At 72.7% G+C, this 21,983-nt stretch carries 24 protein-coding genes; 11 read left to right on the top strand and 13 right to left on the bottom strand.

The window, feature by feature from the left end; translation table 11 throughout:
* Positions 1-45: 45 nt before the first annotated feature.
* The 3 genes from B9S64_RS18005 to B9S64_RS17995 form a co-directional block, all read right to left on the bottom strand.
* Positions 46-1,011, bottom strand: coding sequence for a folate-binding protein YgfZ (locus B9S64_RS18005; protein WP_103488492.1), 966 nt, complete (start codon positions 1,009-1,011; stop codon positions 46-48).
* Positions 1,012-1,042: 31 nt separating this feature from the next.
* The gene (locus B9S64_RS18000) at positions 1,043-1,492 is read right to left on the bottom strand and encodes a Fur family transcriptional regulator (RefSeq protein ID WP_103488491.1); all 450 of its coding nucleotides are present in this window, start codon (positions 1,490-1,492) and stop codon (positions 1,043-1,045) included.
* Positions 1,493-1,568: 76 nt separating this feature from the next.
* Positions 1,569-2,141 (bottom strand): FABP family protein, encoded by a 573-nt coding sequence (locus B9S64_RS17995; RefSeq protein ID WP_103488490.1) that lies wholly within the window; start codon positions 2,139-2,141, stop codon positions 1,569-1,571.
* Positions 2,142-2,456: 315 nt separating this feature from the next.
* Between B9S64_RS17995 and B9S64_RS17985 the strand changes: the two genes are divergently transcribed.
* Entirely contained in the window at positions 2,457-2,819 is a 363-nt protein-coding gene (locus tag B9S64_RS17985; RefSeq protein WP_103488489.1) for a DsrE family protein, read from the top strand.
* Positions 2,820-2,972: 153 nt separating this feature from the next.
* Here B9S64_RS17985 and B9S64_RS35550 read toward each other — a convergent pair whose 3' ends face one another.
* From B9S64_RS35550 to B9S64_RS17945, 8 genes are all read right to left on the bottom strand, one after another.
* Positions 2,973-3,503 carry a DUF3099 domain-containing protein gene (locus B9S64_RS35550; protein WP_258037659.1) on the bottom strand — a complete coding sequence of 177 codons (531 nt, stop codon included), beginning with the start codon at positions 3,501-3,503 and terminating at the stop codon, positions 2,973-2,975.
* A 148-nt stretch (positions 3,504-3,651) separates the two neighbouring features.
* The gene (locus B9S64_RS17970; RefSeq protein WP_028439550.1) at positions 3,652-3,939 is read right to left on the bottom strand and encodes a DUF1416 domain-containing protein; all 288 of its coding nucleotides are present in this window, start codon (positions 3,937-3,939) and stop codon (positions 3,652-3,654) included.
* 48 nt (positions 3,940-3,987) lie between these two features.
* On the bottom strand, positions 3,988-4,827 hold the full coding sequence (locus B9S64_RS17965) for a sulfurtransferase (RefSeq protein ID WP_028439551.1): 840 nt from the start codon (positions 4,825-4,827) through the stop codon (positions 3,988-3,990).
* 153 nt (positions 4,828-4,980) lie between these two features.
* Complete coding sequence (locus B9S64_RS35545) at positions 4,981-5,061, bottom strand: putative leader peptide (protein WP_350310325.1); 81 nt, start codon at positions 5,059-5,061, stop codon at positions 4,981-4,983.
* A gap of 365 nt (positions 5,062-5,426) precedes the next feature.
* Positions 5,427-6,137: a DUF2993 domain-containing protein gene (locus B9S64_RS17960; RefSeq protein ID WP_103488488.1), complete on the bottom strand. Its 711-nt coding sequence runs from the start codon at positions 6,135-6,137 to the stop codon at positions 5,427-5,429.
* Between the two features lie 208 nt (positions 6,138-6,345).
* The gene (locus tag B9S64_RS17955; RefSeq protein WP_103488487.1) at positions 6,346-8,013 is read right to left on the bottom strand and encodes a hypothetical protein; all 1,668 of its coding nucleotides are present in this window, start codon (positions 8,011-8,013) and stop codon (positions 6,346-6,348) included.
* 10 nt (positions 8,014-8,023) lie between these two features.
* Positions 8,024-8,278, bottom strand: a complete 255-nt coding sequence (locus B9S64_RS17950) for a MoaD/ThiS family protein (protein WP_028439554.1) — start codon at positions 8,276-8,278, stop codon at positions 8,024-8,026.
* A gap of 53 nt (positions 8,279-8,331) precedes the next feature.
* A complete protein-coding gene (locus tag B9S64_RS17945; protein ID WP_103488486.1) occupies positions 8,332-9,246 on the bottom strand; it encodes an alpha/beta hydrolase in 915 nt (304 codons plus the stop codon).
* A gap of 308 nt (positions 9,247-9,554) precedes the next feature.
* Here B9S64_RS17945 and B9S64_RS17940 point away from each other — a divergent pair, with 308 nt between their 5' ends.
* The 6 genes from B9S64_RS17940 to B9S64_RS17920 all read left to right on the top strand — a co-directional run bounded on the left by B9S64_RS17940 (position 9,555) and on the right by B9S64_RS17920 (position 15,137).
* Positions 9,555-10,364, top strand: a complete 810-nt coding sequence (locus tag B9S64_RS17940; protein WP_103488485.1) for a response regulator transcription factor — start codon at positions 9,555-9,557, stop codon at positions 10,362-10,364.
* A 24-nt stretch (positions 10,365-10,388) separates the two neighbouring features.
* Positions 10,389-11,432: a LacI family DNA-binding transcriptional regulator gene (locus tag B9S64_RS17935; RefSeq protein WP_028439557.1), complete on the top strand. Its 1,044-nt coding sequence runs from the start codon at positions 10,389-10,391 to the stop codon at positions 11,430-11,432.
* A 247-nt stretch (positions 11,433-11,679) separates the two neighbouring features.
* On the top strand, positions 11,680-12,765 hold the full coding sequence (locus tag B9S64_RS17930) for a S1C family serine protease (protein ID WP_103505187.1): 1,086 nt from the start codon (positions 11,680-11,682) through the stop codon (positions 12,763-12,765).
* 14 nt (positions 12,766-12,779) lie between these two features.
* Entirely contained in the window at positions 12,780-12,950 is a 171-nt protein-coding gene (locus B9S64_RS34530; protein WP_181387630.1) for a hypothetical protein, read from the top strand.
* Positions 12,951-12,996: 46 nt separating this feature from the next.
* Positions 12,997-13,728 carry a response regulator transcription factor gene (locus B9S64_RS17925; RefSeq protein WP_103488425.1) on the top strand — a complete coding sequence of 244 codons (732 nt, stop codon included), beginning with the start codon at positions 12,997-12,999 and terminating at the stop codon, positions 13,726-13,728.
* Entirely contained in the window at positions 13,725-15,137 is a 1,413-nt protein-coding gene (locus tag B9S64_RS17920) for a HAMP domain-containing sensor histidine kinase (protein ID WP_103488426.1), read from the top strand. Before B9S64_RS17925 ends, B9S64_RS17920 begins: the two co-directional genes overlap by 4 nt.
* Before the next feature lie 8 nt (positions 15,138-15,145).
* Here B9S64_RS17920 and B9S64_RS17915 read toward each other — a convergent pair whose 3' ends face one another.
* Together B9S64_RS17915 and B9S64_RS17910 are read right to left on the bottom strand one after the other, a co-directional pair.
* Positions 15,146-16,045, bottom strand: coding sequence for a phosphatidylinositol-specific phospholipase C (locus B9S64_RS17915; RefSeq protein ID WP_103488427.1), 900 nt, complete (start codon positions 16,043-16,045; stop codon positions 15,146-15,148).
* Between the two features lie 171 nt (positions 16,046-16,216).
* Complete coding sequence (locus B9S64_RS17910) at positions 16,217-18,034, bottom strand: bifunctional UDP-sugar hydrolase/5'-nucleotidase (RefSeq protein WP_103488428.1); 1,818 nt, start codon at positions 18,032-18,034, stop codon at positions 16,217-16,219.
* Between the two features lie 370 nt (positions 18,035-18,404).
* Here B9S64_RS17910 and mshD point away from each other — a divergent pair, with 370 nt between their 5' ends.
* The 4 genes from mshD to B9S64_RS17890 all read left to right on the top strand — a co-directional run bounded on the left by mshD (position 18,405) and on the right by B9S64_RS17890 (position 21,750).
* Positions 18,405-19,328 carry a mycothiol synthase gene (gene mshD, locus B9S64_RS17905; protein WP_103488429.1) on the top strand — a complete coding sequence of 308 codons (924 nt, stop codon included), beginning with the start codon at positions 18,405-18,407 and terminating at the stop codon, positions 19,326-19,328.
* A 108-nt stretch (positions 19,329-19,436) separates the two neighbouring features.
* Positions 19,437-19,847 carry a GntR family transcriptional regulator gene (locus B9S64_RS17900; protein ID WP_103488430.1) on the top strand — a complete coding sequence of 137 codons (411 nt, stop codon included), beginning with the start codon at positions 19,437-19,439 and terminating at the stop codon, positions 19,845-19,847.
* Positions 19,844-20,740, top strand: coding sequence for an ATP-binding cassette domain-containing protein (locus tag B9S64_RS17895; protein WP_103488431.1), 897 nt, complete (start codon positions 19,844-19,846; stop codon positions 20,738-20,740). Before B9S64_RS17900 ends, B9S64_RS17895 begins: the two co-directional genes overlap by 4 nt.
* Positions 20,737-21,750, top strand: a complete 1,014-nt coding sequence (locus tag B9S64_RS17890; protein WP_103488432.1) for a hypothetical protein — start codon at positions 20,737-20,739, stop codon at positions 21,748-21,750. The genes B9S64_RS17895 and B9S64_RS17890 overlap by 4 nt, the downstream gene beginning before the upstream one ends.
* Positions 21,751-21,983 lie beyond the last annotated feature (233 nt).

Here is a 21,983-nt window from a genome sequence, read left to right as displayed (position 1 = left end):
CGCCCACACCGGGCAGCCCGCCGCACCGGGCGGCGGGCACGCGCCTCACGGCTCGACGACGGTCTCCTGGGCGGCGGCCGTGTCACCGGCGATCAGCTCGGCGTCCACGGGCACGTTCCGCTTCACCAGGGCCAGGGCGATGGGGCCCAGCTCGTGGTGGCGGGCGGACGTGGTGACGAAGCCGAGCTGGCGGCCCTCCTGGCCGTCGGCCGCGAGCCGCACCGGGGTCCCGTGGCCGGGCAGGTGCACCTCGCTGCCGTCCAGGTGCAGGAAGACCAGGCGGCGGGGCGGCTTCCCCAGGTTCTGGACGCGGGCGACGGTCTCCTGGCCCCGGTAACACCCCTTCTGGAGGTGGACGGCACTGCCGATCAGGCCCAGCTCGTGCGGGATGGTGCGGTGGTCGGTCTCGTACCCGAGGCGCGGGCGGTGCGCCTCGACGCGCAGCGCCTCGTACGCCAGGATCCCGGCGGCCGGGCCGTGCCCGGCCGCGTACGCCTCCAGGCCGTCCCGGGGGAGGAACAGGTCACGGCCGTGCGGGGTCTCCCGTACGGTGACGCCCTCCGGCACCTCGGCGATGGAACCGGCGGGCAGGTGCACGACGGCGATGTCCTCGGTACGGTCGGCGACCTCGACCCGGTAGAAGAACTTCATCGACTCCAGGTACGCGATCAACTCGCCCTGGGTGCCGGGCTCGACGTGCGCCCACACCGTCGTCCCGTCGTCCACCAGGTAGAGGGCGTGCTCGATGTGCCCGTTGGCGGTGAGGACCAGCGCATCGGTCGCCTGGTGGGGGGCGAGATCGCTGACGTGCTGGGTGAGCAGCAGGTGCAGCCACGCCAGCCGGTCGTCGCCGGTGACCGTGACGACGCCCCGGTGCGACAGGTCCACGAACCCGCTGCCGTCGGCGAGTGCGCGTTGCTCACGGAACAGGTCGCCGTAGTGCGCGGCGACACCTTCGTCGCGGCCCTCGGCGGGGACGGCGCCGGGCAGGGACAGCAAGGGGCTCTTCATGCCACCAGCGTACGACTCGGGCCGACGCCCCCTACGAGGCGGCCGACGGACCGGTCCCGGCCGCCTTGGCCGAGCAGTCGGCACACCGGCCGAAGATCGCGAAGTGCTTCATGTCCGTCTCGAAGCCGAAGGTGTCCCGCAGCTTCTCGGTGAAGTCCGCGACCACCTCGACGTCCGCCTCGATGACGTCGGAGCAGTCGCGGCAGACGAGGTGGATGTGGTGGTGGCGGTCGGCCAGGTGGTACGTCGGGGCGCCGTGTCCCAGATGCGCGTGGCTGACCAGACCCAGCTCCTCCAGGAGCTCCAGCGTCCGGTAGACGGTCGAGATGTTCACACCCGACGCGGTCTTGCGCACCTCGCCGAGGATGTCGTCGGGAGTCGCGTGTTCCAGGGTGTCGACGGCCTCCAGAACGAGCTGGCGCTGGGGCGTCAGCCGATAGCCGCGCTGCCGGAGATCGGTCTTCCAGTCGGTGCTCACCACACGCCCAGTGTAGGGCGGGACACGTGGTGGCCGTCGGACCGCGCCCCAGGAGGGCCTGCCGGAGACCGACGAGGGCCTACTTGAAGAAGGTGATGCCGTCGTCAGGCATGTCACCGAGGCTCTTCGCCATCTCGGCGACCTCCTCGGGGGTGACGACCTTCTTCAGGTGCGCCGACATGTACGGCCGCAGCTCCACGTCGGGGGTGGCCTTCTCGCCGACCCACATCAGGTCGCTGTTCACATAGCCGTAGAGCCGCTTGCCGCCGCTGTACGGGCCGGAGGCCGCCGTACGGGCCACCGCGTCGGTGGCGATGTCGATCTGCGGCTTCTGCTTGGCCAGCTCGCCGTACCAGACCTCGACGACGCCCTGGTCCCGGACCATGACGATCTCGACCTTGCGGTCCTTGTCGACGCGCCAGTAGCCGGACTCGCTCTCCAGCGGCTCGACCTTGTTGCCCTCGGCGTCCAGCACCCAGGAGTGCGAGACGTATTCGAGGAAGTCACGGCCGTCGTGGCTGAAGGTGACTTCCTGGCCGAAGTTGCACTTCTCGTCGCCGGGGAAGTCGAAGACGCCGGCGCCGGCCCAGTTCCCGAGGAGGAAGGCCAGCGGTACGAGGTCCGGGTGGAGGTCGGACGGAATCTCGATCATGAGCGGCTCAGACGATCTGTGAGGGTGTACGGGAGCACGGGAGGCGTTCGGCGAGGGTCAGCGCTGGCCCTGGTACAGCTTCTTCACGGTCAGACCGGCGAAGGCGAGGACGCCGACGCAGACCAGGACCAGCAGAGCGGAGAAGAAAGCCTCAAGCACGGGAGCTCCTCGGGACGACATGACGGCGGAAACAGGGCCGGTCCCCAGCGTAATGGGTGGGGCCCGGCCGTGGCGGTCCGGGGTTTCCCCCGGGCCCGGTCGGAGCGCGACCCGTCGCGGGGGGAGACCGGGCACCGGAGGATTACAGTTCGGTCCATGTCCAAGAAGCTCGTGATCAAGGTGACCGCCGGGGCCGATTCCGCCGAGCGCTGCTCGCAGGCCTTCACCGTGGCAGCCGTGGCCGTCGCCAGCGGGGTCGAGGTCTCACTCTGGCTGACCGGCGAGTCCGCCTGGTTCGCCCTGCCGGGGCGGGCGGCCGGGTTCGAACTGCCGCACGCGGCGCCGCTGCCCGATCTGATCGAGGCGATCCAGGCGGGCGGCCGGATCACCCTCTGCACCCAGTGCGCGGCCCGGCGCGACATCACGGAGAAGGACGTCCTGGAGGGCGTGCGCATCGCCGGCGCCCAGGTGTTCGTCCAGGAGGCCATGGCGGACGGCACCCAGGCCCTCGTCTACTGACACCGACGGGAGCGGCGGAGGTCCACCGAGGCCCTGTCCGGCGCCGCGCGGGCCGCACGAGCACCGGCACCGCACGCGCCGAGGACGGCCGTACGAGGACCGGCGCCGCACAGGCCGAGGACGGCCGCACGGGAACCGGCGCCGGTGCGGCCCTCAGCGCGGGCGCTTCCTGCCGTCGAGTTCGTCCCACCACGCGTCGGACTGCGGATCACCGGTGCGCTGGGACCTCCCGTCGCGCGACCCGGCCTTCCCGTGGGGCGGTCCCGTCTTGCTCCCGGGCGGCCCTGCCGTCCCCTCGGGCGGTCCTGCCGCCCCCTGGGGCGGCTCGGCTTCTCCCTGGGGCGGCTCGGCCTCTCCCCGGGTGCCTTCCCCGCTCTCTCCAGGCCGCCGCGCGTCCCCGCCGGGGTGGTCCGCGTCCTCGCCGGGGCGCGGTCTCTTGCCCCGGCGGGGCCGGGAGCCGCCTGGCCGGGGCCGGGAGGCCGGGGACGGATCGTCCCACCACCGGTCGTCCGGGCCGCGCCGGTTGGCGACCATCGCGGCGACGGGTGGGATGACCATGGCCACCACGCACATCGCCACCGCCGCCGGAATCGACCAGAGCCGCACGAAGGCCCAGGCGGAGACGAAGAGTGCGAGGCAACCGCCCATCATCAGGAAGTAGGCGCGCCTTCGTCGGGCGTACATGTCTCCCAGCGTAGGACCGGATCCGCTCCCCGGCAGCCCGCCGGGGAGGGACCGGGCAACACGAAGGGCCGCACCCGCTCAGGTGGCGTCCAACCCCCTGGGGTGCGGCCCTCCGGCCGGATCCGCGCGCACACGCCGCGCAGACGCGCTACACGGCGATGGCGACCTCGGACAGACCACCGGTCTGTGCCACGACCGTGCGGTCGGCGGTGCCGCCCGGGACCAGGGCGCGGACCGTCCAGGTCCCCTCGGCCGCGTAGAAGCGGAACTGCCCGGTCGCCGAGGTCGGGACCTCGGCGGTGAACTCACCGGTCGAGTCCAGCAGACGGACGTAGCCGGTGACGGGCTCGCCGTCGCGGGTCACGCTGCCCTGGATGGTCGTCTCGCCGGGCTTGATCGTCGAAGCGTCGGGGCCGCCGGCCTGTGCTCCACACATGGTGTTCTGTCCTTCTGGTCGGGGTCCTGCTGAACCGGTCGTACGGACTTACTTGTTGGAGCCGAGCTCGATCGGCACACCCACGAGGGAGCCGTACTCGGTCCACGAGCCGTCGTAGTTCTTGACGTTCTCGACACCGAGCAGCTCGTGCAGCACGAACCAGGTCAGGGCCGAGCGCTCACCGATGCGGCACAGCGCGATGGTGTCCTTCGACAGATCGACCTGCTCGTCCTCGTAGAGGGCCTTGAGCGCCTCGTCCGACTTGAAGGTGCCGTCGTCGTTGGCGTTCTTCGACCACGGGATGTTGCGGGAGCTCGGCACGTGGCCGGGGCGCTGCGACTGCTCCTGCGGGAGGTGCGCCGGGGCGAGCAGCTTGCCGCTGAACTCGTCGGGCGAGCGCACGTCGACGATGTTCTGGTTGCCGATCGCGGCGACGACGTCGTCACGGAAGGCGCGGATCGAGGCGTCCTGCGGCTTGGCCACGTACGCGGTGGCCGGACGCGTCGGGACGACGTCGGTCAGGTCGCGGGAGTCCAGCTCCCACTTCTTGCGGCCGCCGTCGAGCAGCTTGACGTTCTCGTGGCCGTACAGCTTGAAGTACCAGTACGCGTACGAGGCGAACCAGTTGTTGTTGCCGCCGTAGAGGACGACCAGCGTGTCGTTGGCGATGCCCTTCTCGGACAGGAGCTTCTCGAAGCCGGCCTGGTCCACGAAGTCGCGCCGGACCGGGTCCTGGAGGTCCTTGGTCCAGTCGATCCGGATCGCGTTCTTGATGTGGTTCTTCTCGTACGCCGAGGTGTCCTCGTCGACCTCGACGATGGCCACCTGCGGGTCGTCGATGTGGGCCTCGACCCAGTCGGCGTCGACCAGGACGTCTGCGCGGCTCATGTGTTTCTCCTCCGGGGCAGTCTGCGGCGGGGTGGTACGGCGTGCGTGGTACGAGGTGTACGCGCGGGCGCTCGGCACCGGGTGCGTACGGGAGGCACGGGGTTCGGCCCTGACGTCGTCGAAGGGCCGGGGGAAAACGGGAGAAGGTCCCGCTCAGAAGGTGCGACAGAGCATGGCGGCGACGCGGCACAGGTCTACTGCCCGCCGCTTCGTGAGGTCCGCCTGTCGCTTCATGGGTCCGATCGTAGGGAGGTACGGGTGGAGATGTCACCGCCGTGTCGCATCCTGAGACGCGATCGTCCACCATGCGATACGCGAGCGCGGCCGCCCGGGGTGGCGACCCGGCGGCCGGGCGTCGGGGCCGCGGAGGCTTCTACGCCTCGGACGGGCGCGTCTCAGCATCCGGATCGCCGGCCGCCGGTCCCCATGGGCAGGCCGCCCGGTGACGCCCGGTGGCCGGACGCGGGTCGTCGGGCGGGCTGCCGGACGGGCCATCGGCGGGGCTTCGGTGGGTCATCGAAGGAGGCTTCGGGGGCTTCGGTGGGCCATCGACGGAGGCGTTGGGGGCATCAACGGGTCATCGACGGGTCATCGCCGGGTCATCGGGCGAGTGCGATGTCCGAGCCGCTGACCGAGATCTCCAGGCCGTCCGGCGTCACCGCGATCTTCTCCAGTTCCAGGCCCTCAGGCAGCCCGTCGATCTTCCGTTCGAAGTCGGTCTTCTTGCGGACCAGGCCCTCCAGCCCGGGGATGCCCTCACCGGGCACCTCGTCGGCGTGCACCTTGACGGTGTCGTCACCGGCCAGGGTGACGGTGGAGAGCACACTGCGCGAGAGCTGCTTGTCCAGCAGCGGGACCCGGATCGTGCCGGTGACCTTGACCTTGCCGTCGCCGCCGTAGGCGACGGTGACACCGTCCTCGGCGGCCGCGGTGAGGTCCGCGTACGAGACGACGGCCGTCCCGGTCGCCCGGGAGGCCGTCGCACTGGTGTATCCGGCGCCGAGCGCCACCTGATGGAGCCGGGCCCGGATCTCGCTGATCCGGAGCGACCGGCCGGCCGCGTCGGCCTTGGCGTCCTTGACCGTGACGTCCTTGACCGTGACGTCGACCCGGTCGAGCCGGGACCCGGCCAGTTGGGTCAGGAAGGGAAAGCCCTTGATCGAGACCTCGGCGGATCCGGTCTCGACCCCGGTGAACCGGACCCTGTCCTCGGCCTGCGACTCCACGACGTACAGGGCGACCCGGTCGACCACGACGAAGATCCCGCCCAGCACCACGGCCAGGACCAGCAGTATTCGCAGTGCGCGCATCCTCGTTGCTCCCCACTCAGACCGGCCGGACCCGCTTCGCCCGTGACCCGTGCCGCCGACCGGCACACCCTTCAGTGATCGACGGGTGCCGGCCACGGCCGGTTCCCCAGCGCTCCTACCCGGCTTCGTCCCCTCCGCACGCGGGCCGCCCCTCCGTACGCGAGCGGCGAACGGAGGGGCGGGTCAGCCGGGTCGCGTGGGCGTCACCTCAGGCGAGGACCTGCCCGAGCAGGTAGACGGCGGGCGCCGCCGCGGTCAGCGGCAGCGCCACCCCGGCCGTCATGTGCACGAACCGGGACGGGTAGTCGTAGCTCGCCACCCGCAGGCCGATCAGCGCGCAGCCGCCGGCGGCGAGGCCGAGCAGCGCGGCCCGGCTCCCGAAGTCGGTCAGGGTCCCCGCCCCGGCACCGGCGGCGGTCGCGGCGGCCAGCGCCAGGACGACGGAGGCGGGGCCGGTCAGCGGGAGCGCCCGTACCAGCACGGCCACCGCGACGGCGAGCGCGCCCACGGTCACCGCGTCCCCGGTGGCGGCCAGATGACCGCCCGCCAGGACGGCGAGCGCCGCCGAGGTGACGGTGGCGGTCAGCCCGTACATCCGCTCGTCGGCCCCCGCGTGGCTGCGGAGCTGGAGCACCAGGGTGAGCAGCACCCAGACGCCGAGCGTGCCGAGGAGGGCGGCCGGTCCGTTGTCCCGGCCGGCCGCGAGCAGGACGACGTCCGCGACGAGGCCACCCGCGAACGCGAGCGCGATGCCCTGCCGGGCCGGCCACATCCCGTTCAGCCGGAACCAGCCCGCGGCGGTGACCGCCTGGAGCAGGACCAGCGGTACGAGCAGGGCGTACTGCCCGAGCGCCGCCCCGCCCGCGAGGAGCAGGCCGAGCGCGGCGGTGATCGCGGCGGGCTGCATGCCCGGCGCGATGATCGGCGACCGGCCCTCGGCCCTGGCCCGCTGGGCGTCGGTGATCCGGCTGTTGCCCACCGTGGTGGCGGGTCCGTATCCGTCGTTCCCGGCGGCCGGTGCGGGGGCCGCGCCGTCCACCGGCCCGGCGGGAGGCACGGGCGGGGCCGCCGCCGGCTGTGCGGAGGCGGCGGGGCGCACGGGCGCCTCGGGGGGCAGTGGATACGCCCCGGAGCCCGCTCCGGCTCCCCCTGGCCCGGCGGAAGGCTGGGCCGCGCCGAACCGCTGCGGGTCGCCGTAGCCCTGGCCCGTGTGCGGAACGGGCTGCTCCTGCCGCCCGCCTGTGTGCGGGGGCGTGTGGAAGGGCTGCTGCGGTCCGGCCTGCCGGGACCATGCCTGCTGCCCGGCATCGGCCTGCCGCGCATCCGCGTACAAGCCCTGCCCGGCACCGGACTGCCGCTGATCCGCGTACCCGGGCTGCCGCAGGGGTGCGTCCGGCCCGCCCCCCGTGTACTGCGGGCCGGTGTCCGGTCGCGCGCCGTATCGCGACGCGTCCTGCGGGGCGCCCCCGTACGGAGCGCCGGCGCCCTGGGAGCCGTCGGGCCCGGAGGCCGGGGGCGGGGTGGTGAGCGGCCGGATCGGGGGCTGGTACTGGGTGTCCCAGGTCTGGCCCTCCCATGTCTGCGCCACCCCAGGACCCGCCTGCCCCTGCGGCTGAACCGGCTCCGCGTAGGGCCCCGACTGCGGATACGGCTGTGGATCGGTCTGCGGATACGGCTGCGCGTCCGCTTCCGGGTAGCCGTACGCCGCCGGCTGCCGCCCCTGGCTCCCCGCCGGGTCCTGCCCGTGGGCCTGGGGCCATTCCGCCCCGGCCGGCGCGCCCGGAGCCGGGTCAGCGGCGTACGGGCGGCCCTGGGCGTCGTATCCCTGCCCCCGCGCCTGCCCGTACTGCCCGTACTGCTGGTCGTCGTTGCTCATGGTCTCCGGTTCACCCTCCTGCGAACGGCGGGAGCACCTCGACCGTGCCGCCCTCGGCAAGCCGTACGGTCTCATGGTCCCGGGTCCCCACGGGATCCCCGTCGATCAGGAACGAGCATCTGCGCAGGACGCGCGTCAGCTCACCCGGGTGCCGCTCGCGCACCCCGTCGAGCGCCTCCTTGAGCGTCGCCGCCGCGTACGGCTCCTCCGCGGTCCCCGCGGCCGCCTTCGCCGCGGCCCAGTAGCGGATCGTCCCCGCTGCCATGGCGGCACCCCTTTCCTCGTCCGTCAGCTGTCCATCATCGAGCACGCCACGCGTCACGCCGACGCGGTCCACTCCGCGACGCGGGTGAGCAGGTCCTCGTCCGCCGCGTTCTCCGCGTGCCCCATCCCCCGCTCCAGCCACAGCTCCGCGTGGCCCCGCGCCGCCGCCGCCAGCGCCCGGGGGTGGTCGAGCGGGAAGTACGGGTCGCGGTCGCCGTGCACGATCAGCAGGGGCACCCGGATCAGGGGCACCGCCTCGACCGGGGAGAGCGGGACGGGATCCCAGTCCTCGGTGTGGATACGGGTCCGGAAGCCGTAGCGGCCGACGAGCCGGCCGGTCCGCCGGGTGACCACCCAGTGCAGTCGGCGCATCGGAGCCGTACCCCGGTAATACCAGCGCGCCGGAGCGCTGACAGCGACCACCGCATCCGTATGCGCCCCCGCGCGCCCATCACACGCCTCGGTGCGCCGCCCCACTCCCCCGGCCCTGTCCCCGGAATCCTTTTCACCGTCCCCGGAACCGTCCGGGGACGTATACAGGGCGGCGTGCCGGAGCACCACGGAACCGCCCATCGAGAATCCCACCGTGACGACCCGCCGGTGTCCCAGGGAGCGCGCCCAGGCGACGGCGGCGGCCAGGTCGAGCACCTCCCGGTCCCCGACCGTGGACCGTCCGCCGGACCGCCCGTGGCCCCGGAAGGAGAACGTGATCACGGCCGCACGCTGGGCGAACACCTCGGCGGCCCGCCGCACGGCCGGCCGGTCCGCCGAGCCGGTGAAGCCGTGGGCGAGGACGACGGCCGTGCCCCGCGCGTCCGCGCCGTCCGGCCGCGCGGAACCCGCCGTACACGGCGTGTACACCGCTTCGATGCGCACTCCGTCACCCGTCGGCAATGTCGTGCGACGAGGCGTCGGCGTGAGCGAGGGAACAGAAGAACTCAGGAATCGGCCCTCGGACGCAGAACTCATGTGGGCTATTGTGCTGCGGAGAGGATCCGGGCAATGCAGCCCCCGGGTCCTTTTGTGCTTTCCGAGCCTTGTTACGGAGACGTTTCAACAAGCTCAGCGCTCCCGCGAACAGGGATCGCATCCGGAAAGGCCGTATTGCCGTCGCCGCGCGGCGAAAGGTATACGGACTGAACGGGCGTACGAAGCAGTGCCGCATACTCCCCCGGGCGCGGCCCGGGAGTGCCCCTCTCGCAGGGAACGAGGAGAACCGACGTAATGGGCGAGCGAACCGTGCACGATCGACCGACGACCCAGGCAGGTGGGCGGCGATGAGTTCACTGCTGCTGCTGACGAATGCCCTCCAACCGTCGACGGAGGTGCTTCCGGCCCTGGGGCTCCTGCTCCACAGCGTGCGGGTCGCCCCCGCCGAGGGGCCCGCCCTCATCGACACCCCCGGCGCCGACGTGATCCTCGTCGACGGGCGGCGCGACCTCCCGCAGGTGCGCTCGCTGTGCCAGCTCCTGCGGTCCACCGGCCCCGGCTGTCCGCTGATCCTCGTCGTCACCGAGGGCGGTCTCGCGGCCGTCACCGCCGACTGGGGCATCGACGACGTGCTGCTGGACACCGCCGGGCCCGCCGAGGTCGAGGCCCGGCTGCGGCTGGCGACCGGACGCCGGCAGCTCACCTCCGACAACTCCCCCATGGAGATCCGCAACGGGGACCTGTCGGTCGACGAGGCGACGTACAGCGCGAAGCTCAAGGGCCGGGTCCTCGACCTGACCTTCAAGGAGTTCGAGCTGCTCAAGTACCTCGCCCAGCACCCCGGCAGGGTCTTCACCCGCGCCCAGCTCCTCCAGGAGGTCTGGGGGTACGACTACTTCGGCGGCACCCGGACCGTCGATGTCCATGTACGGCGACTTCGCGCCAAGCTCGGCCCCGAGCACGAGTCACTGATCGGGACCGTCCGCAACGTCGGCTACCGCTTCGTCACCCCCGAGAAACCGGAACGCCCCGCCGAGGAGGCGAAGGCCACGGCCGAGACGGCCCCAGGGACAGCCGGAGGACCCGTCCCCCGTCCGGAGCAGTCCGCGCACCCATGTGTTTCGGAAGAAGCCCCGGTCCGGCCTGCCAAGCGATAGGTCGATCCGCGTAGACTGCCGCGCGTGGCCAAGGTGACGCGGGACGATGTGGCGAGACTGGCGGGGACCTCGACAGCGGTCGTCAGCTACGTCATCAACAACGGACCCAGGCCGGTCGCCCCGGCCACGCGCGAGCGGGTGCTCGCCGCGATCAAGGAGCTGGGTTACCGCCCCGACCGGGTCGCCCAGGCGATGGCCTCACGGCGGACCGACCTCATAGGGATGATCGTGCCGGACGCCCGGCAACCGTTCTTCGCGGAGATGGCGCACGCGGTCGAACAGGCCGCCGCCGAGCGGGGAAAGATGGTGCTCGTCGGCAACTCCGACTACCGCGACGAGCGCGAGGTCCACTATCTGCGGGCCTTCCTCGGCATGCGCGTCTCCGGGCTGATCCTGGTCAGCCAGGGCCCCAGCGAGCGGGCCGCCGCCGAGATAGAGGCCTGGGACGCCCGGGTCGTCCTGCTGCACGAGCGGCCGGAGGCGATCGACGACGTCGCGGTGGTCACCGACGACATCGGCGGCGCCCAGCTCGCCACCCGCCACCTGCTGGAACACGGCAACGCCTACGTGGCGTGCCTGGGCGGCACGGAGTCCACCCCGGTGGTCGGTGACCCCGTCGCCGACCACATCGAGGGCTGGCGCCGGGCGATGCGGGAGGCGGGGCTGCCGACCGAGGACCGGCTCTTCCACGCCCCGTACAACCGCTACGACGCCTACCAGGTGGCGCTGAAGCTGCTGGCCGGGCCCGAGCGGCCCCCGGCGATCTTCTGCTCGACCGACGACCAGGCCATCGGGGTGCTGCGGGCGGCGCGCGAACTGCGGCTCGACGTGCCCGGGGAGCTGGCGGTCGCGGGCTTCGACGACGTGAAGGAGGCGGGTCTGACCGACCCGCCGCTGACCACGGTCTCCTCGGACCGCCCGGCGATGGCGCGGGCCGCCGTGGACCTGGTCCTCGACGACTCGCTGCGGGTGCCGAGCTCCCGGCGAGAGCGCCTGAAGCAGTTCCCGTCCGCCCTGGTGGTGCGGCGCTCGTGCGGATGCGGGGAGCCCGCCGTCGGGGCGGTGTAACGGGTCCCCCCGAAGGCGCGGCACACGGCCGTGAGGCCCTCCGGCACACGGCCCGGAGGCCGCCGGCGTACGGCTCCGCAGGCCCTCCGCGTACGGCCCGAAGGCCTCTGACGTACGGCTCGGAGGCCGCCGGCGTACAGCTCGGAGGCCTTCACCCACGGGCCTTTATATCGGGCATACGCGGTTCTGTCGGGCTTCTCAGGACGTACTCAGGCTGCTCTCATGTTCGCCGACCAGTCTCGTGGACATGACCGACAGCCACCGCCCGAGCGGCGCGTACCCGATGTACCCCTCGTACGGCAACGGCGAGGGGGCCTACCCGCCGCCGCCTGCGTACGAACCCCAGCAGGCGGCCGGCGAGGCGCCCGGCGCGGGGGCCTGGCCGCCCCCGCCCCCGCAGTCCCCGCCCACCGGTCCCGAGGCCGGGGCGCCGAAGCCGGAACGCCGGGTCAAGCGGCCGGTCGCCCTGCTGGCGGCCGTGGCCATCGCGGCCGCGGCGGTCGGCGGCGGCACCGCGACCCTGCTCGGCTCCTACCTCGACGGCGGCTCGGCCCCCACGGCGTCCGGCGGTGCCGTCAGCGGCACCACCGTCTCGCAGAGCAGCGCGGGCACCGTCTCCGGTGTCGCGGCGGCCGTGTCCCCGGCCATCGTCGAGATCAGCGCGACGTCCTCGGCGGGCGAGGCCACCGGCTCCGGTGTCGTCATCACCGCGGACGGCGAGATCGTCACCAACAACCACGTGATCTCCGGCGCCTCGCAGATCGAGGTGGCCCTGAGCACCGGCAAGACGTACACCGCCGACGTGGTCGGCACCGACGCCGACAAGGACCTGGCGCTCATCAAGCTCCAGGGCGCGAGCGGGCTGAAGACGGCCACCCTCGGCGACTCCTCCTCGCTGCGGGTCGGCGACGAGGTCGTCGCGATCGGTTCGCCCGAGGGCCTGACCGGCACGGTCACCAGCGGGATCGTCTCCGCGCTGGACCGGGACGTCACGGTCGCCAAGGACGAGGACCAGGGACAGCAGCAGCGCCAACAGGGCGGCGGAAACTGGCCGTTCGAGTTCGGCGGGCAGCAGTTCAACGGCGACACCGGCAGCTCCAAGACCACCTACAAGGCGATCCAGACCGACGCCTCGCTCAACCCCGGCAACTCCGGCGGTGCGCTCATCAACATGAACGGCGAGATCATCGGCATCAACTCCGCGATGTACTCGCCCAGTTCGACCAGCACCTCCGGCAGCTCCGCGGCGGGCAGCGTGGGCCTCGGCTTCGCCATCCCGGTCGACACCGTCAAGGCCGACCTGGACACCCTGCGCGCCGGAAACGGCTCCTGACCGGGAGGTACCACATGAAGTCGGCGACCGACACCGGGCCGTCCGGCCTGGCCCTGCCCCTCGCCCTGGCGGCCGAACTGGCCGCCTCGGCCCCCGCCGTCCGCCGGCCGCCCGAGATCCGGGGCGGCGACGGCGGCCGGAACCGCCGTGCCGCGCGACGCCGCGCGGCCCGCGTGGGACGCTGAGGGCACACCCGGAGAACCGGAACGACGAGAAGAGGACCAGGAAGCGATGAGCCCCGCCGAAGACGATCCCCAGCGTGTCCTGATCGTCGACGACGAGCCCGCCGTACGCGAGGCGCTGCAACGCAGCCTGGCCTTCGAGGGCTACGGAACCGAGGTCGCCGTGGACGGCTACGACGCCCTGGCCAAGGTGGACGCGTACGCCCCCGACCTGATCGTCCTGGACATCCAGATGCCCCGGATGGACGGCCTCACCGCCGCCCGCCGCATCCGGTCCACCGGGTCCACCACACCCATCCTGATGCTCACCGCCCGCGACACCGTGGGCGACCGGGTCACCGGTCTCGACGCGGGCGCCGACGACTACCTGGTCAAGCCCTTCGAGCTGGACGAGCTGTTCGCCCGCATCCGGGCCCTGCTGCGCCGCAGCTCCTACGCGGTCGCGGCGGGCGCCACGGACCCCGACGACGACGTGCTGTCCTTCGCGGACCTGCGCATGGACCTGAACACCCGGGAGGTCACCCGGGGCACCCGCCGGGTGGAGCTGACCCGCACCGAGTTCACCCTGCTGGAGATGTTCCTGGCCCACCCCCGGCAGGTGCTGACCCGGGAGCAGATCCTCAAGGCGGTCTGGGGCTTCGACTTCGAACCCAGCTCCAACTCCCTGGACGTGTACGTGATGTACCTGCGCCGCAAGACCGAGGCGGGCGGCGAACCGCGCCTCGTGCACACCGTACGGGGCGTCGGGTACGCGCTGCGGTCCGGCGGCGGTGACGGGTGACCGGTCTGCCGCGCCCGCTGCGCGCCCTGCCGCTGCGCTCCCGGCTCGCCCTGCTGGTCGCCCTCGCGGTCGCGGTCGCCGTCGCGGCGGTCGCCGCCGCGTGCTGGTTCGTCACCCAGGAGCAGTTGGAGAGCCGGCTGGACAGCTCCCTGCGCAACTCCCCCGAGGTGGACGCCTCCCTGGTCAGGGACCTGCTCGCCAGTTGCCGGGGGGCCGGACGGGAACCGGTGCGGTCGCCCGGTTCGTACACCCTCCAGATCATCGACGCCTCCGGCACGGTCTGCGCGGCCCCCGGGTCCACCCGCATCGAGCCGACCGGTACGGACCTGACGGTGGCCGCCGGGAACCGCCGCGACGTCCTGCACTCCGCCACCGACGCCGACGGCCAGAAGATGCGGGTCTACACCTACGGGCTGGAGCTGCGCCCCTCCGGCGAGCACTACGCCGTGTCGGTGGCCCGCCCCGAGAGCGAGGTCACCGACCCGCTCTCCACCCTCGCCTGGGTGCTGGTCCTCGTCTCCGGTGTCGGCGTCCTCGGCGCGGGCGCGGCCGGGCTGTGGATCGCCCGTACCGGCCTGCGCCCCGTCGACGAACTCACCCACGCCGTCGAACACGTGGCCCGCACCGAGGACCTCACGGTCCGGATCCCCGCCGAGGGCGAGGACGAGATCGCCCGGCTCTCCCGCTCGTTCAACTCCATGACCAGCTCCCTGGCCACCTCACGCGACCGCCAGGCGCAGCTCATCGCGGACGCCGGGCACGAGCTGCGGACCCCGCTCACCTCGCTGCGTACGAACATCGAGCTGCTGGCCCGGAGCGACGAGACCGGCCGGGCCATCCCGCCCGAGGACCGCAAGGCCCTGCTGGCGTCCGTCACGGCGCAGATGAGCGAGCTGGCGGCCCTCATCGGCGACCTCCAGGAGCTCTCCCGGCCCGATGCCGCCCAGCCGGGGCCGCTCCAGGTGGTCGCCCTGCACGACATCACCCGTACCGCCCTGCGGCGCGCCCGGCTGCGCGGGCCCGAGCTGACGATCACCGCCGAGCTGGCCCCCTGGTACGTACGGGCCGAACCGGCGGCGCTGGAGCGCGCGGTGGTCAACGTGCTGGACAACGCCGTGAAGTTCAGCCCGCCCCGCGCCACGATCGACGTGCGCCTGCACCGGGGCGAGCTGACCGTCCGGGACCACGGCCCCGGCATCCCCGCCGAGGAGCTGCCGCACGTCTTCGAACGCTTCTGGCGCTCCCCGTCCGCCCGGCAGCTCCCCGGCTCGGGCCTGGGCCTGTCCATCGTGGCCCGCACGATCCACCAGGCGGGCGGCGAGATCGCCCTGCGCCCGGCGGACGACGGGGACGGCACGGTGGCCTCGGTCCGGCTGCCGGGGGCGCCGCAGCCGCCGCCGGGGCACTGAGCCCCGCCTCAGGCCCCCGGGTTGTGCCTGATGAGCGACTCCACCAGGCCGGAGCGGGTCGCGGGGTAGTCCAGCGGGACGATCCCGAGCCCGCTCCAGCCCGCCGCCTCCGAACCGTCGAGGAAGGCGTGCACGCGGGGGTTGAGCCGGTCGGCGTTCCAGCGGGGCGGCAGCAGCGCCGCGGTGGACACGTAGTTCATGAACAGCTTGCCGGGCTGCTGGGCGGCCTTGCGGAACTGCGCCTCGATCTTGGGGTACTTGCCGATCGGCTCGGCCATGTAGTCGTCCTGGATGTCGAAGAGCGCCGGATCCGCGTACCGGACCCCGGGCAGCCCGCCGTTGTCCGCGAGCAGCACGACCCTGCCCCGGGCCCCGCCGAGGTCGGGCAGCGCGGAGCCGAGGTGGAAGAGCGAACGCCAGCCCTTGCCGTCCAGGTAGAGGTCGAAGATGCCCCGGAACGTGGCGTCGCTCTCCTCGGAGTACTCCTGCTTGACCCGCATCAGCACGGTCTCCGAGGGCCGGCGGGCCAGGAAGTCCCGGCAGGCGATGAGGACGTCGCCGAACATCATGTTCTGGTACGAGGCACCGTGGTGGATCGCGAAGGCGTCACCGGTGACGCGGCAGCGCACGTCGAGGAAGCGGATGCCGCTGTCGAGCTGCTCGGTGACGCTGGTGTTCTGGCACTCCGTCCAGGGCCCGCCGTGGCGCGCGCCCGAGTTGTGCGTCCCGGGGATCGTGAGGTGCCGCAGCGGGGTGGGGTCGGGGACGGCCCCCATCCAGTCCTGGGTCCCGAGGACCCTCACGGAACGGGCGGACGCGGGCGCCGCACCGAGGGCGACTGTGGCAGTGGCGGCCAGGGCACCGGTGAGGAAGGTGCGGCGTGTGGTGGTGGCGGTGTACGGACTCATGCGGACGCGTCTCCGTGGGCCGTGGGGGGCGGGCCTGAATTATGACGGGTCCACAACAATTACGGAACGGGGCGTGAGCACGGGCCGCGCGCCTCAGAGGTGGCGCCGGAAAAGCCGAGCGGGGCGGTGGGCCCGTCGGCCCGCCGCCCCGCTCGTCCGCCTACGGAAGGGTTACCGCACGACCGTGATCCGGTCCGCGGCCGGCGGGGCCAGCGGGGCCGTGGCCGTGGAGTGGGCCGCCAGGTAGTCGTTGAACACGTCCAGGTCGGACGGGCCGACCAGCTTGTTCGTGCCCTGGCCCAGGGCCGCGAAGCCGTCGCCGCCGCCCGCGAGGAACTCGTTCATCGCGACGCGGTACGTCTTCGCCGGGTCGATCGCCTCACCGTTCAGGCGGATGGTGCCGGCCACCACCCGGTCGGCGCCCGACTTCGTCAGGTCCAGCGTGTAGGTGAGGCCCTGCGAGATCTGGAGGATCTTCGGGGAGGCCTCGTTGGAGCCGCTGACCTGCTGCTGGAGCGCCGCCACGAGCTGCGCGCCGGTCAGGTCGACGACGTTCATCATGTTGGTGAACGGCTGGACGGTGAACGCCTCGCCGTACGTCACCACCCCGTCGCCCTCACCGCCGGAGGCCGCGTACACCAGATCCGCCCGGATACCGCCGGGGTTCATGAACGCGACGACCGCGCCGCCCTTGTCGGCCGGGGCCAGTCCCTCCAGCTGCGCGTCCGCGATGAGGTCGCCGAGGGGCAGTTCGGGGGTGGTGGCGCCCCGGCCGTTGATGTCGGCGCTGATCCAGCCCTGCGGCTTGTCCGCGATGGGCGCCGCCAGCTTGTTCCAGCGGGCGATCAGCTTCGTCATGTCGGTGGCCTTGGCCTGGTCGCGGCTGACCACGTGGTTCGCCGACTTCACCGACGTACGCACGATGTCCTTGGTGCGCAGGTCGTAGGTGAGCGTCGTGTCCGTGTACAGCTTGCCGAACGACGCGGCCGAGGTGACCATGCGCGGCTTGCCGGACGGGTCCGGGACCGTGCACACGTACGCCTGGTGGGTGTGGCCCGTGACCAGCGCGTCCACCTTCGGGCTGATGCCCTTGGCGATGTCCACGATGGGCCCGGAGATCCCGTCACCGGCACCCGGGCTGTCGCAGTCGTAGTTGTACGAGGTGGACGCCGGGGCCCCGCCCTCGTGGATGAGCGCGACGATGGACTTGACGCCCTGCCGGTCCAGCTCCTTGGCGTACTTGTTGACCGTCTCGATCTCGTCGTGGAACTTCAGGCCCTTGACGCCGTTGGCCGTGACGATGTCCGGCGTGCCCTCCAGGGTCACCCCGATGAAGCCGATCTTGACGCCGTTCTTCTTCCAGACCGTGTACGGCTTGAGGATCGGCTTGCCGGTCTTCTCGCTCGTCACGTTCGCCGCGAGGTACGGGAAGTCGGCGCCCTTGAACTTCTTGCCCTTCTCGTAACACCCCTCGACCGGGTGACAGCCGCCGTTCTGGAGGCGGGCCAGCTCCGTGGCGCCCTCGTCGAACTCGTGGTTGCCGACCGCCGTCACGTCGAGGTCGATCTTGTTGAGCGCCTCGATGGTCGGCTCGTCGTGGAAGAGCCCCGACAGCAGCGGGCTCGCGCCCACCATGTCGCCGCCCGCGGCCGTGACGGAGTACGCGTGGCCCTTGCGCGCGTTGCGCAGCGAGGTCGCCAGGTACTCGACGCCACCGGCCGGGACCGAGGTCACCGTGCCGTCCGCCTGCTTCTCGCTGACCGTGCCGGCCGAACCGGCCGGCGGCTCCAGGTTGCCGTGCAGGTCGTTGAAGGACAGCAGTTGCACATCGACGGTACGGGCGGGCTGGTGGTGGCCGTGGCCGTGCCCCCGGTCGTGGGCGTCGGCCGGCATCGCGGCGACGAGCGCGCCGACGGTGGCCAGCCCGGCCGCCGCGGCGAGCACCCGCCGGGGCGCGCGGTTCTTCTGCGGATGCGAGGTCGCTGACATCGGTCCCCTTGAGAGTTCAGCGGAGGGTGGTAGGTGGTGACAGGTCTGGATCCTGCTGCCGCAGCCTAAGGTCAACGCGCGTAGCGCGACAGGGTGTCGAGGTTACGAGCTGATTGCTTCCGGGTCGGAAAGCGGCAGATGCCCCCGTATCGTCCGGACGCGCCGCGGGCGGCCCAGCAGGCCGCGGAGCCCGGCCGCACGGCGGACCGGACGGCCGGAAACCGCCGCGCGCCACGGAACACGACGGGCGGACCACGCGGTGCGGGCCGCGCGCGGGGCACCGCCCGACCGTTCGACGCGACGCGACCGGCAACAGCGACCGCGCCCGGACACACCCCCGCCCCGACCCCGCCGCCGTACGCTCGTACCCATGACGACTGACGCACCCCTCCCCTCCCCCGGGCGCGAGATCGAGACCCTCGACGCGCTCACCCCCGAGCAGGCCGACGCCGTCCTCGCCCTCCTCGGCGAGGCCGCCGCGTCCGACGGCCGGCAGGCGGTCTCCGAGCAGGGGCGGCTCCAGCTCCGGGGCGGGCACCGCGAAGGCGTCCGGCACTTCCTGCTCACCGCCGACGGCGTCCTCGCCGGGTACGCGCAACTGGAGGCCACCGACCCCGTCGAGGCCCCCGCCGCCGAACTCGTCGTGCACCCCTCCCACCGCGGCCGGGGACACGGCCGGGCCCTGGGGGCGGCCCTGCTCGCGGCGACCGGGAAGCGGCTGCGGGTCTGGGCGCACGGCGGCCGGGCGGCCGCACGGCACCTCGCACAGGTCCTCGGCCTGTCCCTCTTCCGCGAACTGCGCCAGCTCCGGCGCCCGTTGGACTCGCTCGACATCGCCGAACCCGCGCTGCCGCCGGGCGTGTCCGTGCGCACCTTCGCCCCCGGACAGGACGACGCCGCCTGGCTCGCGGTCAACAGCGCCGCCTTCGCCCACCACCCCGAGCAGGGCTCCCTCACCCAGCGGGACCTGGACGACCGCAAGGCCGAGCCCTGGTTCGACCCGAAGGGCTTCTTCCTCGCCGAGCGCGACGGCGAGCTCATCGGCTTCCACTGGACGAAGGTGCACGCCGACGAACGGCTCGGGGAGGTGTACGTCGTCGGCATCCGCCCGGACGCCCAGGGCGGCGGCCTCGGCAAGGCGCTCACCGCGATCGGCCTGCGCCACCTGGCCGGCGAGGGCCTGCCGACCGCGATGCTCTACGTGGACGCCGACAACCCGGCGGCCCTGTCGGTGTACGAGCGGATGGGCTTCACCACGTACGAGACCGACCTGATGTACCGCACGGAGTCCTGACCGCTGGTCACCTGAAAGGCCGTCAGCAGCACCAGGGGCGGCGTCACTTGACGCCGCCCCTCCCTTACGCCACCCTTTCACTACTCCACTAGTGAAAGGGTGGTGCACATGGCAGAGTCCGCAGCGGTCGAGTTCCGTATCGACCGGCGCAGCGGTGTCGCCACCTACCTCCAGATCGTGCAGCAGACCAAGCAGGCGCTCCGACTGGGTGTCCTGGAACCGGGCGACCGCCTGCCCACCGCCCGCGAGGTCGTCGAGGCCACCGCGATCAATCCGAACACCGTGCTCAAGGCCTACCGCGAGCTCGAACGCGAAGGCCTCGTCGAGGCCCGCCGGGGCCTCGGCACCTTCGTCCGCCGCACGCTCGGCAGCGCGGCGGTCACCACCGACGCCCCGCTGCGCGAGGAGCTCGCCGCCTGGACCCTCAGGGCCAGGGCGGCCGGACTCGACAGGGACGACGTGAGCGCGCTCTTCACCGCCGTACTGGACAGCACCTTCAAGGGGGACACGCGCACATGACAGGCGCCGCCATCGAGGCGAACGGCCTCGGCATGACCTACGGGCGAAAGCGCGGGTGGGCGCTGCGCGACTGCTCGTTCCGGCTGCCCGCCGGACGGATCTGCGCCCTCGTCGGGCCCAACGGTGCCGGGAAGTCCACCCTTCTCGCCCTCGCGGCGGGCCTGCTGAGGCCCACCGAGGGCACGGTCCGGGTGCTGGGCTCCACGGACCGGGCCGAGATCCGGCCCCGCATCGCGTACGTCGCCCAGGACAAGCCCCTCTACCCCCAGCTCACCGTCGCCGACACCCTGTGGGCGGGCCGGGAGCTCAACCCGGCCACCTGGGACGGAGACGCCGCCGACCGGATCGCCGCCCCGCTCCCACGGGACGCCAAGGTCCGCGCCCTCTCCGGCGGTCAGCGCACCCGGCTCGCCCTCGCCCTCGCCCTGGCCAAGCGGCCCGGACTCATGCTGCTGGACGAGCCGATGGCCGACCTCGACCCCCTCGCCCGGCACCAGCTGATGGGCCTGCTGATGGCCGAGGCCGCCGAGCACTCCACCACCATCGTGATGTCCTCACACATCCTCACCGAGCTGGAGGGCGCCTGCGACTACCTCCTGCTCGTCGACGGCGGCCGGGTCCGGCTCGGCGGGGAGAGCGAGGACGTCGTCGCCGCGCACGCCCTGGTCACCGGGCAGGTCCGTGACCTCGCCCCGCACACCGTCATCGAGTCCCGTACGACGGGCCGTCAACTCACCGCCCTGATCAGGCCGGACGGCCCGGTGGATGCCGCCGCCTGGGACGTGGCCGAACCGTCCCTGGAGGAACTGCTGCTCGCCCACCTCCGCTCCCCGGACGCCCCGCCGCTGCTCACCCCGAGCGCGCACGCCCGCGAGGCGGTGGCCGCCGCATGAGCACCCTCGCCCCGCCCCGCCCGTCCCCTTCCCCGGCCCCGTCCCCTTCCCCGACCGGCCTGCGCGGACCGGCCCGGGTCGTCGTGCGGCAGCACCGGCTGGTCCTGTGGATCACGGGCGGGCTCGCCGTGGCCATGGTCCTCACCCTGGTCGCCACCGCCCTGTGGTCGTCCCACGTCGTCGACGCCTTCGCCTCGGGCCCCTGCACGACCGAGGGAGATCCGGGCCGCGGTTGCTACCAGCCCGTCCGCAACTACCTGGACAGCGCCCTCAAGTTCAGCCGCGTGTTCGACTACGCCGCCCTGGTCCTGACCGCCCTGCCGGTGTTCGTCGGCGCGTTCGTCGCGGGCCCGATGATCGCCAGGGAGCTGGAGACCGGCACCTTCAAGGTCTCCTGGACCCAGTCCGTCCCACCCGCCCGCTGGCTGGCCGCCAAACTCGCCGTGCCCGCCGTACTGCTGCTGGCGGGTGTGGCCGCGCTGACGGCCGTACTCGCCTGGGCACGCTCCTACGCGGACACGCCCTATCCCGCCCAGTGGTACGCCCCGACGGTCTTCGGCGCCTCGGGCGTCACCCCCCTCGCCCACACCCTTCTCGCCCTGTCGGCCGGGGCGCTCATCGGCCTCCTGGTGCGCCGCACGGTAGCGGCGACGGGCGTCGCGGCGCTCAGCACCGGTGCGGTGATCGTCGTTCTGGCCGCCGTACGCCCCGGCCTGTGGCCTCTCAGGACGGCGAACCCGGAATCGGGCGGCATACCCAACAATTCCTGGATCCTCGAATCCGGCCGCGTCACCGACACCGGCGAGCGGCTGCCCATAGACATCTGCGGGCAGCCGGTGTCCGAGCATCCCGCCTGCCTGGCCGGAAAGACCGTCGTCGGCAGCTACCTCGACCACCACCCCGCCTCCCACTTCTGGCCCCTGCAACTCGTCGAGACCGGCATCCTGCTCGTCCTCGCCGCCCTGGCCCTCACGCTCGCCTTCCGGCTGCTGCGCCGCCGCCACGGCTGACCGGGCCGCCCGTCCGGGTTCCGGGTTCCGGGGGGATCCCGGAACCCGGGCGGGGACCGGAGAAACGTGTACGGACCACACGGCCACCCCGCAGCCACACCGCTTCCCGTACGTCATGTCGCCGTCACCGACCGTTCAGACGGCCTTGCGACCCTCGCGGGATGCAGCCAGCTCTGCCCGCCCCCCGCACGGCGAGAGACCGGGGTTCACCGCCCGCTCCCGCCTCCTCCGCG

This window comes from Streptomyces sp. SM18 (assembly GCF_002910775.2).
In the GTDB taxonomy this organism is placed as follows: domain Bacteria; phylum Actinomycetota; class Actinomycetes; order Streptomycetales; family Streptomycetaceae; genus Streptomyces; species Streptomyces halstedii.
This window is presented reverse-complemented; position numbering and strand designations above follow the sequence as displayed.

Excerpts from the sequence above, each read along its gene's own strand:
- B9S64_RS18005 (WP_103488492.1), bottom strand. The coding sequence starts at position 1,011 with ATGAAGAGCCCCTTGCTGTCCCTGCCCGGCGCCGTCCCCGCCGAGGGC.
- B9S64_RS17995 (WP_103488490.1), bottom strand. The coding sequence starts at position 2,141 with ATGATCGAGATTCCGTCCGACCTCCACCCGGACCTCGTACCGCTGGCC.
- B9S64_RS17985 (WP_103488489.1), top strand. The coding sequence starts at position 2,457 with ATGTCCAAGAAGCTCGTGATCAAGGTGACCGCCGGGGCCGATTCCGCC.
- B9S64_RS35550 (WP_258037659.1), bottom strand. The coding sequence starts at position 3,503 with ATGTACGCCCGACGAAGGCGCGCCTACTTCCTGATGATGGGCGGTTGC.
- B9S64_RS17970 (WP_028439550.1), bottom strand. The coding sequence starts at position 3,939 with ATGTGTGGAGCACAGGCCGGCGGCCCCGACGCTTCGACGATCAAGCCC.
- B9S64_RS17965 (WP_028439551.1), bottom strand. The coding sequence starts at position 4,827 with ATGAGCCGCGCAGACGTCCTGGTCGACGCCGACTGGGTCGAGGCCCAC.
- B9S64_RS35545 (WP_350310325.1), bottom strand. The coding sequence starts at position 5,061 with ATGAAGCGACAGGCGGACCTCACGAAGCGGCGGGCAGTAGACCTGTGC.
- B9S64_RS17960 (WP_103488488.1), bottom strand. The coding sequence starts at position 6,137 with ATGCGCGCACTGCGAATACTGCTGGTCCTGGCCGTGGTGCTGGGCGGG.
- B9S64_RS17955 (WP_103488487.1), bottom strand. The coding sequence starts at position 8,013 with ATGAGCAACGACGACCAGCAGTACGGGCAGTACGGGCAGGCGCGGGGG.
- B9S64_RS17950 (WP_028439554.1), bottom strand. The coding sequence starts at position 8,278 with ATGGCAGCGGGGACGATCCGCTACTGGGCCGCGGCGAAGGCGGCCGCG.
- B9S64_RS17945 (WP_103488486.1), bottom strand. The coding sequence starts at position 9,246 with ATGAGTTCTGCGTCCGAGGGCCGATTCCTGAGTTCTTCTGTTCCCTCG.
- B9S64_RS17940 (WP_103488485.1), top strand. The coding sequence starts at position 9,555 with ATGAGTTCACTGCTGCTGCTGACGAATGCCCTCCAACCGTCGACGGAG.
- B9S64_RS17930 (WP_103505187.1), top strand. The coding sequence starts at position 11,680 with ATGACCGACAGCCACCGCCCGAGCGGCGCGTACCCGATGTACCCCTCG.
- B9S64_RS34530 (WP_181387630.1), top strand. The coding sequence starts at position 12,780 with ATGAAGTCGGCGACCGACACCGGGCCGTCCGGCCTGGCCCTGCCCCTC.
- B9S64_RS17925 (WP_103488425.1), top strand. The coding sequence starts at position 12,997 with ATGAGCCCCGCCGAAGACGATCCCCAGCGTGTCCTGATCGTCGACGAC.
- B9S64_RS17915 (WP_103488427.1), bottom strand. The coding sequence starts at position 16,045 with ATGAGTCCGTACACCGCCACCACCACACGCCGCACCTTCCTCACCGGT.
- B9S64_RS17910 (WP_103488428.1), bottom strand. The coding sequence starts at position 18,034 with ATGTCAGCGACCTCGCATCCGCAGAAGAACCGCGCGCCCCGGCGGGTG.
- mshD (WP_103488429.1), top strand. The coding sequence starts at position 18,405 with ATGACGACTGACGCACCCCTCCCCTCCCCCGGGCGCGAGATCGAGACC.
- B9S64_RS17900 (WP_103488430.1), top strand. The coding sequence starts at position 19,437 with ATGGCAGAGTCCGCAGCGGTCGAGTTCCGTATCGACCGGCGCAGCGGT.
- B9S64_RS17895 (WP_103488431.1), top strand. The coding sequence starts at position 19,844 with ATGACAGGCGCCGCCATCGAGGCGAACGGCCTCGGCATGACCTACGGG.
- B9S64_RS17890 (WP_103488432.1), top strand. The coding sequence starts at position 20,737 with ATGAGCACCCTCGCCCCGCCCCGCCCGTCCCCTTCCCCGGCCCCGTCC.